This window comes from Limimaricola cinnabarinus LL-001 (assembly GCF_000466965.1).
GTDB classification, from domain to species: domain Bacteria; phylum Pseudomonadota; class Alphaproteobacteria; order Rhodobacterales; family Rhodobacteraceae; genus Limimaricola; species Limimaricola cinnabarinus.
In genome coordinates, this window is the sequence record NZ_BATB01000068.1 from 1 (window position 1) to 13,792 (window position 13,792).

The following is a 13,792-nucleotide window of genomic DNA, read 5'->3' on the forward strand; positions in this document are numbered from 1 at the left end:
CGCTGTTTATCGAGAGCCTTGAGGCGCAGCTCGGCAAGCTGGTCACATCGAATGACCTGAGCCTCAGGGGAAGCCTGGCGGTCTCCGGGACGTGGGTGCGTGCAGGCCTCGAGTCCGCCCAACAGTCCTCGCCGCGCGGCAGGATGTATTCCCCGAAACGGTGGAAGACAGCGACGATCCGGCCGCTCTGGAAACCCTGCTCGACGGCCTGATCGGCAGCCTGGCCGGGCAGCACGGCGACAATGTCTCGGTCCTGCACGCGCTGTTTTCCGAGATGCTGCCCACCGTGCCGCCCGAGGTGCGCCGGGCCCTGATCCGGCTTGCCGTGGCGCGGCCGCGGGAGATCTTTGCTGAGCTCGGCTGCGCCTGGTTGCTCGATCCCGGCGCGGAGATCCGCTTCGGCGCGGTGGAAGGCCTTTCGGACCGACTGGCGGCGGGGAGGGCGTCCGCTCAGATGCTGGCCCGGCTCACGATCCTGCGCAGCTGGCTGGCGGATGCGGCGCTGCGCGACCGGTTGGACGGCCTCGTGCGGGACGCCATGCGCAAGGGGGTGGTCGGCGCGGGGCGGGAGCCCGAGCGCAAGCTGCACCGGATCATCGCCAGCCCGGTTGATGGCTCCGGCGCGCAGAGCATGGCGGCGGCGGTGCAGACAAGGGGATCACGCAGCGTCGCCGTGGTGCTGCTGAAGCAGGGGTTCGGTGTGAAGGATGCCTATGTGCTGCCCTGCGACAGCGCCACCGAGCAGCGCCGCATCCTTGCCACCCTCACCGATGAGATCGAGGCGCTGGATGTGCCGCGCGTCTATATGGAGCAGGCGCTCGGAATCGCCTTGGGCGAAGGACTGGAGGCTGGCCTGGCGCCGGTGCCGGGGCTGGTGGATGTGGCCCAAGCTTGCGGCCTCGATGAGCTGCGCCCCTTGTCCGCCTCGGTCGAGGCGATGCTGGAGCTGGCCGATCCCGAGGGTCGAGTTGCCGGTCTGACGGCACAAGCCCGGGGCCGACTGATCACCGCCAGCCAGCATTGGCCGGACGCGTATCCGGTTCTGGACAGCTGGTTCGAAGACAGCGATGAGACCATGGCGGCGCTGGAGAGCGCCAGATCCCATACCGCGCTGACCCGCAACATGTGGCGCGTGCTGGAGGCGCGCCGCGCGCACTGGACGGCGCTCATCGCCCGCAATGCGCTGCTGCTCAGCGCCGTCGGATCCAACGACGCGGACGAATTCATCGCCGTCGCCGCCGCGCTGAAGGACGGGCGCGACATCAAGAAGACCCCGGTGATGACCTTCATCTGCGGGCAATCCATCATGGTCTGGATGGACCGGCAGGATGAGTCCGAGGGTCCCGTCGATCCGGGCTCTGATATGCCGTTCGCCGCGTCCCCCATGGCATCCGCGAACTGGTCGATGCCCAACGCCACACCCGAAAAGGCGGGCGAACTGGCCAGGCTCCTGCATCCGGCCGGGCTGACCGAGCCCTGGCTTGAGGGGTATCTGACGGCGATCTGCACTGCGCCGCTCTTCGTGGCGCCGTCGGACTGGCTCACCCCGCTGCTTCACATTGTCGGACCCAGCTTGGAGACCGAGAAGAAGCTGACCCGCTTCGTCGATCTGCTCATGCCGCGCTACAACGAGGCCGTCTCGAAGCTCCGCGCGCCGGATGAGGAGCTGCTCCCGGCCGAAATCCCGCTGCTCCCAATCTGGGCGGACGGTTACCTGACGGCTTGGGAAGCGACGAAGCCCAGCTGGCCTGCCAAAACGCTGGGTCCGAAGGACAAGACGATCCGAAAGGCGCTCGAGCAGGCGACGGAAGGCCAGATCGATCCGACCGTATTTCGGGTCACGCTGCCGGCCTGGCTACGACAGCGCTTCGCCGCGCAGAAGATGTAACGAACCGTTTTTCTGGATCTCGGCACGCACCCAACTCCTCCAGACAAACATGGAGGACGATATGAACAGTGCACGAAATGAAATGGCCGAGCTCAGCGGCGACTTGCGCGCTTGGGCCGTCGATGAACAGGGCGCGCCGGACACCCTCGATCTGTGGGTTTTCGAGGAGGAGGATCTCGACCTCTTGAAGGAGGCATGCCGGAAGCTGGGGGGCGTGGAGGTCATGGCTCTGGCTCTCTCGCACATCTCTTGCGAAGACGCGGTGACCGACATTGCAAGAGCGTGGGTGGACGGCTGAGCGCTGGGTAAGCCGGTAATCTGGAAGCCAGTTGAGTGTTTCTTCAGCACGCCAGCGCCGGGATCTTTCTGCCCGTCTCGAGCCCTTCCCGGTGAAGGCACGAGACGGGCAGAAGACCCGCGCAGGGTCATGACATGACACCATGATCCTTAGGGAAGACAGGGGCCGCCGGTATTCGGCGCTCCGCCCGCTCAAGCCTTCATCCCCCCTCTCAAGATGCAAGGTTAAGCCCATGACGACATTGACGACCTCTCCCTCCACCGAAGATCTCGCCTATGCGACGATCCGCAGCGGGCGCGCCTTTGCCCGGCTCTGGCTGGACACCTCGATCGACACCCGTGGCAGCACCCGGTCGCTGTGGCCCGCCACCTGCCGGCGGCTCGCGGAGGGACAGCCCTTCGAAGCTCGCGACATCGACGTGGTGACGCTGATGGGCGAAGCGCTGCGGGTGGCGCTCAATACGCAGCGCGCGGGCTATGGCGACCATGCGCTATGCGAGGACACGTCCCATGACGATCTGTGGGATCCGCGGCTCGAGGAACTGCGGCGGCTGACGGAGGTCTACAAGCACTTCCGCGATTGCCAGGAACGCTATGCCGACCGCGTGACGGCCGAGCGCGAGGTCGCGCGCGTGCCCTGAACGGCCCAAGGCTGCTGCCCCTTCGGCACCGGCGGGCCCCACCTCCACGGGTCCGCCGGGTTTGATCCGTGGCCCTACCGGGGTCTTCCCCCAGGTCGGGGCAAGGACAATGCGCAGGGTCCCCCAGCTCGGGCATTCGTATGAGGAGAAGGCAGTCTGATCCCGCCCGGGTGATCCGGTCGCTTCGGGTGGGCCGCATGGCACCCGAAGCGACCCGGACACCGGCCGGATCCTCACATCGCAGGTGCCGATCCCTTTCCAGATCGGAGACATTTCATGACTTGCCAGATACCCCTGCCGCGCCCTTTGGCGTGGGCGACGTGGTGACGTTCGACTTTCCTTACCCTGATGGCGGCACCAAGACCCGCGCCTGCCTCGTGCTGCACGAGGATGCCGGGACCGGCGAGCTGATCGTCGTCTACGGCACCAGCCATCTCGGCCTACACGGCCATCCCGAACACGCCCTCGTCCTGCGCGAGCCCCGCCTGCTGGCGCAGGCCGGGTTGCACCGGCCGACCCGTTTCCGGCTCGACCGGCGGATCCGGGTCCGGCCGGATGATCCGCGATTTCGCGTGAGCGAGCGCTGCGGCACGGCGCGACTGGGACGGCTGCCGGCCTGGCTGCGGCTGCAGCTGCCCGAGCGCCACGCACGGCTTCCGCGGCACAGCCTTTTCGCCGAGCGGGCCGGCATCCACCCCGTGATCGGCCGAAGGCCCCCGCAGTCCGGTCTGCGAGCCTCGTCCCGCATGCGACGACCGCAGCCCGGCGCCGTGGCCTCCAAGGCTAACCTGCGAGCAAAGGCAGTGTCCGGAAGCCAGACCTAGACCGATCTGGCCAGGCCCGGGGCAGTGGCGCGCCCTGGGGCCACGCTACCGCCTGCCGGTCCGTCAGGGCTGGCAGGCCGCTGGGACCGAGCCCGATCCCTCGGCCACGCTGTCGGGATGCGTCCCGGTTGGCGCGGTGGCCGCGGCGGCGATGCCGCGGGTGGTCTCGTAGAGCGCTACGATCTCCGTCTTGGCGACCGAGGGCACGGCGACGGCGTTGTGGCACACCGTGTCGAAGTCGATCGCGGCCAGCCGGATCCAGAGCTCGGCCGCGCTGCAGCCCACGGCGCGCAGGAACAGGTGGGACTGCGCGCTGCCGGCCTCCTCGGGCCTCTTCAGCCGCCCGGCATTGGCGCCCACCCGCTGGATCGCGACATCCGCCTCGGCGCGGCCGCAAAATTCGAAGTCCGCATGACAGGTCGCAAGCAGGTGCTTCGGTCGCGGCTCGGGCCGCCGCTCCCAGGTCTGGATTGCGCAGGGCAGGGACCGCACATGGCCGTCCGGCCCGGTGACCTTGGCCTCCCCATCGCAGTCCTCGACAAGATGGAAGTGCGGATCGAGCCGGTTCTGCACGCTCATCTTGCGGATGCTGCGCGGCACCGTGAACGTGATGCTGTCGGCCGTGCCGGCGGCCGCGTTGAAGCTGGCCACAGTCTGCCGCGTCGCCGCCGCACCGGTCGCGGTCTCGAGCACCACATGACGCGGCGCAGGCTGCACATCGCAATCACCGGCCCCGGTGACCCCCTCGACGTCCGGGTCCTTGAGCGCGGGCGCCGCCGTGTCTTCGGCCGCCTGCGGCGTCTCAACCGATGCATCTTTTTGCCGCGATCGCGCCGGACATGTCCGGAACCGTCTGGTCCAGCATGGCCAGCCCGGTCTGGGGCGCCGCCGCGCGGGCCAACTCCTCCTCGTAGAGCTCGACGATCTCGCGCATGTTGATCGAACCGCACCCGGCGCCGTTGCAAGCCTGCGCCGCCATGTCGAGACGGGCAAACCGCTGCTTCAGCTCGTCCCGGCTGCAGCCGGTGGCGCGCAGGAAGATGTTGGAGTTCGCGTTCCAGTCCTGCTCGAGCGGTTTCAACACACCGGCCTGCGCGCCGATGCGCCGGATCACGAGATCCGCCTCGTCTTGTGCGCAGCGCTCGAAGTGGGAGTGGGTGATCTTAGCGGTCTTGGCAGCTTGGGTCTTGGTGGCCATTTTTTCGGTCCCTCGTTTTGTGTGACGAGGACGTGTGATCGTTCGAAAATCCGCAAAACCGATCTGGTGGAATAATCCAAGATTTCTTGCAAGATACTGTGTAGAATAGGTTTTTATGACCTGAAGTCTCTCCGTGCCCTCCTCTTTGAGAGCGGCATCCGCCCTCATAGGCCGTTTCTCCCGGCTCCTGCGGGGGACCGGGGAGCTCTGCCAGGGGCATGAGAATGCCCGCCGCGCGCTTCCGCCCCCGGGCGTCCAGCGGCACGGGTTCCCGGAGGGCCGCCCGAGGCTGCCTCAAGGGGCAATTTTGAAGACCTTGGTGTTGAGTGGGAAGCGCTGGATAGCGGCGTCCGTCCAGAAGTTTGGCCGGCCCTTGAAGCGGATCCGGGCCCGGACGTAGCCGGGCATATGGCCTCGCTGCTCGTAGCCCAGGTGGACGGGGGAGCCGATATAGCCTGCCCACCGCCGCAGGGCGGGCTCGAGCCGGCGGCGCATCGCGCGAAGATCGAAAAGGTCCGGATCGCCCGCATCGGGGCTGTCGAGACCAAGGTCCCGACCGGTCAGCACGAAATTCGGCATGTGCTTGCCGCGCTGCACCACGATCTGCGTCAGCAGCACCAGGTCCGGACCGCCGGCGATCCGGGCGATGTCGCCGATCCGCATCAGCCCGTATGGCTCCATCTTCGACATCGCCTGCCAGACCTTGGCGCTGAACGACCAGAGCAGATGGCCGGACGCGGTGCAAAGCTCGATCTTGCCGAAGAGGTCGGGTCGCTGTGCAAGGGCCGCCACCGCCGTTTGGAAGAAGCGGGCGTTGCGGGCTTTCGGCGCGCATCCCAGCGCGCGCAGATCGCCCAGCCCGCAGAAGAACCGCACCTTGGCCCGGTCCTCCCAGTTCTGTCGTGTCCAGCGGTGGTCGGTCTGGTCCTGCAGGTAGACCAGCGCGAGGAAGAGCTTCTGCGCGGCAGGTGGCAGGGTGATCGGTTTCACCAGATCCGCGAGGTCCGCCGTGATCCTGACCTTGTCGTCTCCCATTCGTCCGTCCTTTCGTGTCGGGGCGGAGACGAGGTGGGATCGCAAGGCCAGGTGCAGAAAAATCCGGCGCTGCAGACGATGACGATCGACCCCCCAAGAACAGGACGTACCTCCTGCGCAGACGTCCTCCTGCCTGCACCACCTGGAAGCCAGTCTGCCGGCCGTGACGGTTGTCGCCGCAAGGCGCTGATCTCGAACGGCTTTGCTCGATCGAAACTTAGGAAATCCGACGAAATCCTGAAATTGGAAAGGCCGTCGGCCAGCGGTGCGGGGGATAAGAAGACCAGCCTTCCGCCTTGGCGGACCGGCGGAGAATTTCCTGTGCAAAAGCTGGATATCAGCCCTCCTCAATCGATCCATCGTGCCGGATCACCGACAGCCAGCAGTTCAATCGTGACCTGTCACGGCACCGGGACCTTCAGCGCCCCCATGCGCCGCGTCCCGCCCCGCCGGGCGGATTCCCATCCCCAGCCCCACGCCAGAAAGGAGGTCGGCGCTCTTGTGCCGCGCAAGCCCGCGCGGTCGTCAACCCGGAGATCAGACATGATCCACACCGCCATCTCTCCCGCCTACATCGCGCTACGGGCGTTTTTGAGGGAACACGACGAGGCGCTGCAGAACGCCGCCCTCCTGCTCGGCGAGCGCCCGGCCTTGCGCCGCACGCAGCGTCTGCTCGACGCGTTCGACAGCCAGCCTATCCTCACCCGGCGCCTGTGCCGCGAACTCGCGGCGCTGCGCGCGCTGCTCTCGCTCGAGCATGTCGGGGATCCCGATCGCCCGGAAGCCGCCTGCTTCGCGCGGATCGACCTCGAGTGGCATGGCATCGAAGAGATCTGCCTGCTGGAGGAGGGCCTCGTCCAATGCCTCGACCGCCTCGAGGCCGAGGCGCTCGACACCGCACCGCTGTGGCGGGCCGCCTGAGCCCATCGCGCCGCACGATCCCATGACGCGACCCGCCCCCGGCTTGGTGGCGGGTCGTCGTGCGGGGGCGAAGTGGGCGTTGGCCGGGCGGAGATGAAGAAAACTTCAGTGCATTATCAATGCGCTGTCACCCAAAGCATTGGCAGTCACCCAGAAAGTTCGCTCCAGGCGTTTCTCTGTTTTCGACACCGAACAGACCTCTTGTGTGCCGGGGACAACGCCCCGGCCGGGAGGCGCCATGTCGGTGTCTCCCGCCATGCCCAACAGGTGCAAAGGAGCACGACATGCCAAACTGGTGCGAAAACAGGATCACGATCACCACCGAGACCGAGGACAAGATGGCGGAGGTCCTCGCCGCCCTGAGGGGGCCGAACGGGCCCTTCGACTTCGAGGCGATCCGCCCTGCCCCCGTCGTGCTCCAGCATGGTGTCAGGGGAGACCGCAGCTTCGAGGGAGAGGGCCGGACCGTCACCGTCGAATGCTGGTTCGAGCTCCGTGATGGGGAGGGAGTCGTCCTCGAGGCCCGGCCCTTCACCGCGGCGGAGATCGCGGAATTCAGGGCACAGCCGCACGCGACCCTCTTCGACTGGCGGTGTGCGGAATGGGGCTGCAAGTGGCCCGCGCAGGATGTCGACCTCGATGATGACAAGAAGACGGCGACGCTCCAGTTCGACACGCCCTGGGATCCGCCCACCGGGATCGTCGCCACCTTGCGGGCCCGCTTTCCCGACATCCAGGTGACCGCCTTCTTCGACACCCCCGACCTGGAAGAAGCCGGCTACTACTGATGGGGCCCGCGGCAGGTCCCGCAAGTCGGTCCTGCCGCCACTCCCCTGCTCCAGTCTTGAGAAAGGAAAACCCTCATGGGTCTCGACACCGGCTTCCTCACTCTCGGCGCCAAGGTCGAGATCGCCTACCTGCGCGATCACCGGGGTTTCAGCAACCTGCTCTCCGAGCAGGATCCCAAGCCCTACTGCCCAGGCTACACCGACTTCCTGGTCGACACCTCGATGATCGACATCGTGGCGGCGAGATTGCCGATCGAGGCGGCATGCGTGGTGCGCGCGGAAGCCAGGATGCCGAGGCCGTCTTCGACGGACATCTGCTGGATGGGCGAGCAGAACCAGACCTTCGTAGATCTCCTGCCGGCCTACAGGCGGGTGATCCGGCGATTGCGAAACGCGGCCGCCGAACCCCACCCGCTCTTGTGCGCCTGGTCGGCCTGAAGGACGACCCTCGGAGCTGTTGCAACCAAGCAGTGTCGGTGTGGGTTTTGCAATGCGCACCCAGCCTCCGATCCATGAGCCTGATCTCGTGCCCCTTGATCGGTCCAGCTACGCCAAGCAGGTCTTCAGGGCGCTGCAGGCTTTCTAGATGACGCATGGGACGGATCAATCATCCCCAATAGACCCGACGCTCCCGCGTGAACCGGATAGCATGTTTCTCGGCTGCCAGTGGTCGAGCAAACGCCGGCCATGCGTGGCGGTCGCCCGAATTTGCCAACCATCCACCAATGGTCCACCCTCACGCCCCGCCACCACTGACGGAGGATCACCATGCCGATGCGCCACCTGGCCACCTATGAATGCGCGGACGATTTCGGCAAGCGCCACGACGTTCAGCTCTGGCAGGACTTCAACACTGGCCGTTCCCCCGCAGGCGAGATCGCCGAGTTGGCTGGCACGCAGGAGCTGCGACTGGTTGATGGCCGCCCGGCTGGATACATCGACGAGCGGACGTTCCAGGTTCTCGATGACGGCATGATCCTGCGCCGCGTCGACTGATCCCCCGCAGCCGCAGGGCAACCCCATTCGGCCGGTGCTTCACCATCAGCTCGTCGACACCGAAGGAGGACCCATGTCCAGCAAGCTCGGCGGTTACGTTCCGCTAAAGCCCATCCGGACACCGAAGATCCCGAAGGACGATCCGTTTCTGCCCAGTGTACCCGCTACGCTACACGCGAAGGCCGAGGTGACGCTGTCCGCCGCGGATGGCTTGCCGCACTGGCAACCAAAGGCCGTGATCAACCTTACCCTGCCATAGGCTCGCAACGACCCCTTGTGGAGAACAGACGTGCAAAAGACGATTCAGATCAAGTGCATCCGCAGAGCCAACCACTGGAAGCCGAGAGGCAGCATCAGCCATGTGGGCGGCGGCTCGCTTGCGAACCGTTGGAAACTGGAACTCGACGAGGTGATCCAGAAAATCGAGAGCAGAGACTGCATGTTCTTCGTCAATGTCGGTAGCGATCCCGTCGCGGTCAAAGTCGCTGTCGATCGCGAAGGGACAAAGTACATCAAGACGGTCGCAGACGGTGATTTCCCGACGCACCTCCTGAACCTCCCCGAATGCCCCTGAGGACCACAGGGAAAGGCTTTCTCCAGCGCGGGCGCTTTTCGCCGCCGCCAGAGATCGCCATAATCCATGGCCGCGGCGCACCATCAGGTCGCGCCCGCCGCCGATGGGGGATAAGGATGGCCATCAAGGGACAGATCGAATGCATTAGAAAGAGGGACCGCGACAGCCCGTGGGACCGCATCTCCCATGTGGGCGGCGTCCATCCCGATGGAACCCGCTGGAAAATGACGCAGGAGCGTGCGGTCCACCTCATGGAGGAGGGTGGGGGCTTCTATGTCACGGTCTCGGGCAAGGCAGCCTGGTGCGAAGTCGCAATCGGCCCCCAAGGAAACAAATACATCAAGACGGCCGAGGACGGTGACCTCCCGAACAACCTTCTGGACCTTCCCGAGTGTTCCTGACCCCAGCAACGCGCAATCCAGTGCAATCATACCCTGCTTATCGAGAGGCGCACCGATCGTTCCCGGCTCAGCGCGGCTCTATTCTCAGTGGGTTTCGAAAACGCGCGGCAGAGCGTGGCGACGAGGCGCCTGCACGGTCGCAGTGCAGCGTGAGGCCGCCTGCAGGTCCGGTCAGGGGTGGCAGACCCCTGGCTCCAAGACCGATCCAGGGGCGGCGTCGCCCCCTCCGCTGCACCTTCAGTGTGCGTCCCGGCGGGCGCGCTCCCCGCTCCGGAGGCTGGTGCCAAGGGGTGCTTGCCCGGTGCGGTGGCCGCGGCGGCGATGCCGCGGGTGGCCTCGTAGAGCGCCACGATCTCCGGCTTGGCGACTGAGGGCACGGCGGCGGTGTTGTGGCGCACCGTGTCGAAGTCGATCGCGGCCAGCCGAGCCCAGAGTTCGGCCGGGTTGCAGCCCAAGGCGCGCAGGAACAGGTGCGACTGCGCGCTGCGAACCTCCTCGGGCGTCTTCAGCCGGCCGGCATCGTTGCCCACCCGCTGGATCGCGACATCCGCCTCGGCGCGGCCGCAGAACTCGAAGTCCGCATGACAGGCCGCAAGCGCGTGCTTCGGCCGCGGCTCGGGCCGCCGCTCCCAAGTCTGGATTGTGCAGGGCAGGGACCGCACATGGCCGTCCGGCCCGGTGACCTTGGCCTCCCCATCGCCGTCCTCGACAAGATGAAAGTGCCGATCGAGCCGGTTCTGCACGCTCATCTTGCGGAAGCTGCGCGGCGCCGAGAGCGTGATGACGTCGGCCGCGCCGGCAGTCGCGTTGAAGCGGGCCACAGTCTGCCGCGCCGCCGCCGCACCGGTCGCGGTCTCGAGCACCACGTGACGCAGCGCAGGCTGCGCATCGAGATCGCGGGCCTCGGTGACCACCTCGACGTCCGGGTCCTCGACCGCCGGCGCCGCCGTCTCCTTGGCCGTCCGCGGCGTCTCGACCGGGGCATCCTTTGCCGCGATCGCCCCGGACATGTCCGGAACCGGCTGGTCCAGCATGGCCAGCCCGGTCTGGGGTGCCGCCAAAGCCGCCTCGCGGGCCAGCTCCTCATAGAGCTCGACGATCTCGCTCATGTTGATCGAGCCGCCTCCAGCGCCGTTGCACGCGTGTGCTGCCATGTCGAGACGCGCAAACCGCTGCTTCATCTCGTCCCGGCTGCAGCCGGCAGCGCGCAGGAAGATGTTGGACTCGGCGCTCCAGTTCTTCTCAAGCGGCTTCAGCAGGCCGGCATGCGCGCCGACGCGCCGGATCACGAGGTCAGCCTCCTCCTGGCTGCAGCTCTCGAAGTGGGGGTGGGTGGTCGTGAGCGTGTGCTTCACCCGCGGCTTGAGCCCGCGCATCCAGATCTGCAGCACACATGGCACGTCGACAGTCTTGCCCTCATGGGTGAACGCGTTTGCCGGCACCTCCTCCTCATGAACGAGATGCAGGTTTTTATCGACGCGGTTCTGCTGCGTCTTCTTGCGGAAGATCCTGGGCAGGATGAAGGCGATCACATCGGCGAACTTCGCCGCGTGATTAAGGAACGCGAGCGCCGCTTTCTTGCCGAAGGGCGGGTTGCCGATGACCAGGCAGCGGCCGGTCGGGGCCGTGGGGGTCCACTCCAGGAAGTCGGCTTTTTCGATGCCGGGCGCCTTCGGGTCGATGTCGAGCGCGATGCAGTCCGGACCGAGATGGCGCGAGAACGCCCCGGTGCCGGCCGAGGGCTCGATGATGGTGTCGAAGGGCCGATCGGAAGAGCGCGCCAGAACCTTGTTCACGTAGCCGCCCGCGATCTGCGTGTCAGTGTAATATTGGCTCAGCTCCTTCGCAGTTCGACCGGCCGCCTTGCAGGCCTTCGCGTAGGTGGTCCGCGGAACCTTGGCCTTGGCTTCTGCCTTGGTTTTGGTCTTGGCGGTCTTGGCGGTCTTGGCGGTCTTGGCGGTCTTGGCGGTCTTGGCGGTCTTGGCGGTTTTTGGGTGGTTGGCCGCTGCGGTGCTGGTGGTCATGCTCGTGTCCTTGCCTGTGTGTGACGAGGACGTCTGTTCGTTCGTCAAAAGCCAGAAACCGATCGGGCGAGAAATCTTCAAGCTGGCCGGAGTTTTTGCGCAAGTGTCTGGAAAGTAACGGTAAGTTGCCTGCATTTTCTTCTTCTTTCTGTCTCGTGCTTTCGCTCCGGGGCCTCTTCGGGCCGTTGAGCCGGAGTCAGGGGGATCTGCCTGGGGCAGGGGGAGCCAGCCCGCGGCGCCTTGCGACGCGCGGCTCTGGGGAGAGCGGGAGAGCGGGAGAGCGGATCGGCTTACGGCGTGATCGTCACGACATCCGTGTTGATGGGAAACTTCTCGATAATCTCGGCCGTCCAAACGCTATGGGGCCCATGGAGGCGGATACCGGCGCGGAATGCGGAACACAGATTGCCAGAAAGATACTCCGCGATAATTGAGCTATTATGACAGGCCATGGGCATCATATTATCCTTGTTTGGCAATCGCCCCGCACATCAAAATGGAACTCATAAAAGCGGATTCGATCTGCATGTTGATTAGGCATCCACAATTCCAGGAATTAAGGTTAGCTTACACGACCAGCCATGGATTCCGGCTGAATACTCTGGACTTCCTGCGGGAACGGCCTGGCGCAAGCTCTAATATGCTCACGTCTCACGAGACGACATTGCAGCGCACGGCCTCATGATCGAAATCGTCCTTCCGAACACTCCTGATCAGGGCGCGCAGGACGCGTTCACTGTAAGCCTTCGGGGCCCTCTTTGCCGATTGATATAGCTCAGGAAGTTCAGGGCTGATCTCCGCATGCAAAGTAACGCTCTCGACCTCACTCATCTCCACGATGGCATGAATATCGGCGGCTGTCGTGACGACGACACGCGCCAGACCGGCCAGCCGAAGTTCTTTGTCGATCGGAACCTGGACGGAAATGGTATTCAAGCCTTTTTCAGTGGCTCTAATGTAATAGGCATGCTCGGAGCCGAGGCGGGATTTATGGACGGACCGCTTGAAATCGAGAGATTCGGACACCCATCCCAAAGATTTCTCGCTGTAGCCACGGTAGATCTTTATTGCGTCTTCAAGGACGTCATCCTCCATAGTGAAACTCCTGATTTCAACAATCTTCGTTTACGAGCCGATCGACTGGCAGCTCCGTATTGCTTCAGTTGAAGTGCACCCATGCGGGAAGGAATTTCCGGAGCCGCTAGATACACTCGATTTCCGGGGAATCACGTAAAACCATGGATCCCGAATGTGAAGGAATAAATCTAGGTTTGATTCAAATTCAACCAAAGCGGGAATTAGGTTTGAATCGAATTTGTAGATTCACGCAAAAATAATCTGGAACCCTGCCTAAAAGTGCAGTGCCATACGCCTTGATGTGAGGACCTATTTGTGCCCGAAAAATCAATATCCGGCCTTGGCTCCAGCAGGGGGGCGTGAACGATTCCGAATCGTCCCACCGATACCTCACCGCGGCATCGGTCGATTCGAGCTGCAGGCCCAAGCCGGAGAGCCATATCCGCCGAGGCGGAGCGATCTGGCTGTAAAAGGTCCTAGCGGCTTTTCCACCGGATGGCTCGAGCATCGGAAGCCTCCGGGCGTGGAGTAGGCCGGCAGGGCGCGGTCTGTGCGTAACCGGATCAGCTCCAACGGCCGCTTGTGTCAGTTACCGTTGGAGGACGATGGGGGCGCATTCGAGCATTGGATAGGCTGGCGGCATCGTTGGTCTTCGCCACAGAAGCTGGTTTCGCATCCCTTTTTTCCGTCCGGAGCGGAACGACCCTAATTCCCCTGGGCCATGCTCGACACACCTCTGACCCGCGCCGATCTCATCACCTTCTTCGCCCTCGAGCCGAGGCGTTCCTCCGTTGAACCGGGTGCGCTTCCGGACCCTCGGTCTCTGGCCCGCGTGCTGAAGGCTCTCGGCATTTCCCTGCGCGGCGGGACGACCCGCTGGCCGGTGGTCTGGCGAGCCCTGAACTTGGCCGAGGAGCAGGATCCTGAGCACCACAAGGCGCTGACGGAGCCGCTTCTGACCGCCCGCGCGGTGGCCGATCTTGTGGGCGTGGCTGACCCGTCCATCGTCTACCGCTGGGAGAAGGGCGCCGTGCCGAAGGGTGCCGGACCCTTCCCATGCGCGATCGACCTGTCGGGTGGGCGCAAGGATGCCCGCGCCAAGCGCTGGCGTGAGGCCGAGGTGCAGGC

Annotated in this window: 18 protein-coding genes; 13 read left to right on the plus strand and 5 right to left on the minus strand. The window is 65.0% G+C overall.

The genetic code is table 11. From position 1 onward, the window contains the following. From MBELCI_RS21980 to MBELCI_RS19560, 5 genes are all read left to right on the plus strand, one after another. On the plus strand, window positions 1-212 hold a 212-nt coding region (locus tag MBELCI_RS21980), incomplete at its 5' end, for a hypothetical protein (RefSeq protein ID WP_235047670.1). Beyond that, window positions 161-1,888: a Y4lR C-terminal helical domain-containing protein gene (locus MBELCI_RS16035; protein WP_021695293.1), complete on the plus strand. Its 1,728-nt coding sequence runs from the start codon at window positions 161-163 to the stop codon at window positions 1,886-1,888. The genes MBELCI_RS21980 and MBELCI_RS16035, both read left to right, overlap by 52 nt. Before the next feature lie 82 nt (window positions 1,889-1,970). Then, the gene (locus MBELCI_RS16040) at window positions 1,971-2,186 is read left to right on the plus strand and encodes a hypothetical protein (protein WP_045320344.1); all 216 of its coding nucleotides are present in this window, start codon (window positions 1,971-1,973) and stop codon (window positions 2,184-2,186) included. A gap of 232 nt (window positions 2,187-2,418) precedes the next feature. Next, window positions 2,419-2,826 (plus strand): hypothetical protein, encoded by a 408-nt coding sequence (locus MBELCI_RS16045; RefSeq protein WP_021695295.1) that lies wholly within the window; start codon window positions 2,419-2,421, stop codon window positions 2,824-2,826. A 281-nt stretch (window positions 2,827-3,107) separates the two neighbouring features. Next, complete coding sequence (locus MBELCI_RS19560; protein WP_131505581.1) at window positions 3,108-3,650, plus strand: adaptor complexes medium subunit family protein; 543 nt, start codon at window positions 3,108-3,110, stop codon at window positions 3,648-3,650. 63 nt (window positions 3,651-3,713) lie between these two features. On the opposite strand, the gene MBELCI_RS16055 is transcribed toward MBELCI_RS19560, so the two are convergent. From MBELCI_RS16055 to MBELCI_RS16065, 3 genes are all read right to left on the minus strand, one after another. Continuing rightward, a complete protein-coding gene (locus MBELCI_RS16055; RefSeq protein ID WP_145973721.1) occupies window positions 3,714-4,343 on the minus strand; it encodes a hypothetical protein in 630 nt (209 codons plus the stop codon). Window positions 4,344-4,452: 109 nt separating this feature from the next. After that, the gene (locus tag MBELCI_RS16060; RefSeq protein ID WP_131505584.1) at window positions 4,453-5,016 is read right to left on the minus strand and encodes a hypothetical protein; all 564 of its coding nucleotides are present in this window, start codon (window positions 5,014-5,016) and stop codon (window positions 4,453-4,455) included. Window positions 5,017-5,142: 126 nt separating this feature from the next. Then, complete coding sequence (locus MBELCI_RS16065; protein ID WP_021695299.1) at window positions 5,143-5,883, minus strand: hypothetical protein; 741 nt, start codon at window positions 5,881-5,883, stop codon at window positions 5,143-5,145. 543 nt (window positions 5,884-6,426) lie between these two features. On the opposite strand from MBELCI_RS16065, the gene MBELCI_RS16070 reads away from it, so the two are divergent. The 7 genes from MBELCI_RS16070 to MBELCI_RS16100 all read left to right on the plus strand — a co-directional run bounded on the left by MBELCI_RS16070 (window position 6,427) and on the right by MBELCI_RS16100 (window position 9,563). Next, window positions 6,427-6,804: a hypothetical protein gene (locus MBELCI_RS16070; protein WP_021695300.1), complete on the plus strand. Its 378-nt coding sequence runs from the start codon at window positions 6,427-6,429 to the stop codon at window positions 6,802-6,804. Window positions 6,805-7,088: 284 nt separating this feature from the next. Further along, complete coding sequence (locus MBELCI_RS16075) at window positions 7,089-7,592, plus strand: DUF1281 family ferredoxin-like fold protein (RefSeq protein WP_021695301.1); 504 nt, start codon at window positions 7,089-7,091, stop codon at window positions 7,590-7,592. A gap of 75 nt (window positions 7,593-7,667) precedes the next feature. After that, window positions 7,668-8,030, plus strand: coding sequence for a hypothetical protein (locus MBELCI_RS16080; RefSeq protein WP_021695302.1), 363 nt, complete (start codon window positions 7,668-7,670; stop codon window positions 8,028-8,030). A 330-nt stretch (window positions 8,031-8,360) separates the two neighbouring features. Then, entirely contained in the window at window positions 8,361-8,588 is a 228-nt protein-coding gene (locus MBELCI_RS16085; protein WP_021695303.1) for a hypothetical protein, read from the plus strand. Between the two features lie 73 nt (window positions 8,589-8,661). Next, window positions 8,662-8,847: a hypothetical protein gene (locus tag MBELCI_RS16090; protein WP_045320345.1), complete on the plus strand. Its 186-nt coding sequence runs from the start codon at window positions 8,662-8,664 to the stop codon at window positions 8,845-8,847. 30 nt (window positions 8,848-8,877) lie between these two features. Beyond that, entirely contained in the window at window positions 8,878-9,162 is a 285-nt protein-coding gene (locus MBELCI_RS16095; RefSeq protein WP_021695304.1) for a DUF3892 domain-containing protein, read from the plus strand. 116 nt (window positions 9,163-9,278) lie between these two features. Further along, window positions 9,279-9,563 carry a DUF3892 domain-containing protein gene (locus MBELCI_RS16100; RefSeq protein WP_021695305.1) on the plus strand — a complete coding sequence of 95 codons (285 nt, stop codon included), beginning with the start codon at window positions 9,279-9,281 and terminating at the stop codon, window positions 9,561-9,563. Between the two features lie 26 nt (window positions 9,564-9,589). On the opposite strand, the gene MBELCI_RS21095 is transcribed toward MBELCI_RS16100, so the two are convergent. Continuing rightward, window positions 9,590-11,587, minus strand: coding sequence for a hypothetical protein (locus MBELCI_RS21095; RefSeq protein ID WP_021695306.1), 1,998 nt, complete (start codon window positions 11,585-11,587; stop codon window positions 9,590-9,592). A 651-nt stretch (window positions 11,588-12,238) separates the two neighbouring features. Continuing rightward, the gene (locus MBELCI_RS16110; RefSeq protein WP_045320346.1) at window positions 12,239-12,682 is read right to left on the minus strand and encodes a hypothetical protein; all 444 of its coding nucleotides are present in this window, start codon (window positions 12,680-12,682) and stop codon (window positions 12,239-12,241) included. Window positions 12,683-13,385: 703 nt separating this feature from the next. Between MBELCI_RS16110 and MBELCI_RS16115 the strand changes: the two genes are divergently transcribed. Beyond that, window positions 13,386-13,792: helix-turn-helix transcriptional regulator (locus MBELCI_RS16115; protein WP_045320347.1), on the plus strand; the 407-nt coding region annotated here is incomplete at its 3' end.

Bases quoted from the DNA above. Each gene is read 5' to 3' on its own strand.
- MBELCI_RS16040 (WP_045320344.1), top strand. From the start codon at position 1,971: ATGGCCGAGCTCAGCGGCGACTTGCGCGCTTGGGCCGTCGATGAACAG.
- MBELCI_RS16045 (WP_021695295.1), top strand. From the start codon at position 2,419: ATGACGACATTGACGACCTCTCCCTCCACCGAAGATCTCGCCTATGCG.
- MBELCI_RS16060 (WP_131505584.1), bottom strand. From the start codon at position 5,016: ATGAGGGCGGATGCCGCTCTCAAAGAGGAGGGCACGGAGAGACTTCAG.
- MBELCI_RS16065 (WP_021695299.1), bottom strand. From the start codon at position 5,883: ATGGGAGACGACAAGGTCAGGATCACGGCGGACCTCGCGGATCTGGTG.
- MBELCI_RS16070 (WP_021695300.1), top strand. From the start codon at position 6,427: ATGATCCACACCGCCATCTCTCCCGCCTACATCGCGCTACGGGCGTTT.
- MBELCI_RS16075 (WP_021695301.1), top strand. From the start codon at position 7,089: ATGCCAAACTGGTGCGAAAACAGGATCACGATCACCACCGAGACCGAG.
- MBELCI_RS16080 (WP_021695302.1), top strand. From the start codon at position 7,668: ATGGGTCTCGACACCGGCTTCCTCACTCTCGGCGCCAAGGTCGAGATC.
- MBELCI_RS16085 (WP_021695303.1), top strand. From the start codon at position 8,361: ATGCCGATGCGCCACCTGGCCACCTATGAATGCGCGGACGATTTCGGC.
- MBELCI_RS16090 (WP_045320345.1), top strand. From the start codon at position 8,662: ATGTCCAGCAAGCTCGGCGGTTACGTTCCGCTAAAGCCCATCCGGACA.
- MBELCI_RS16100 (WP_021695305.1), top strand. From the start codon at position 9,279: ATGGCCATCAAGGGACAGATCGAATGCATTAGAAAGAGGGACCGCGAC.
- MBELCI_RS21095 (WP_021695306.1), bottom strand. From the start codon at position 11,587: ATGACCACCAGCACCGCAGCGGCCAACCACCCAAAAACCGCCAAGACC.
- MBELCI_RS16110 (WP_045320346.1), bottom strand. From the start codon at position 12,682: ATGGAGGATGACGTCCTTGAAGACGCAATAAAGATCTACCGTGGCTAC.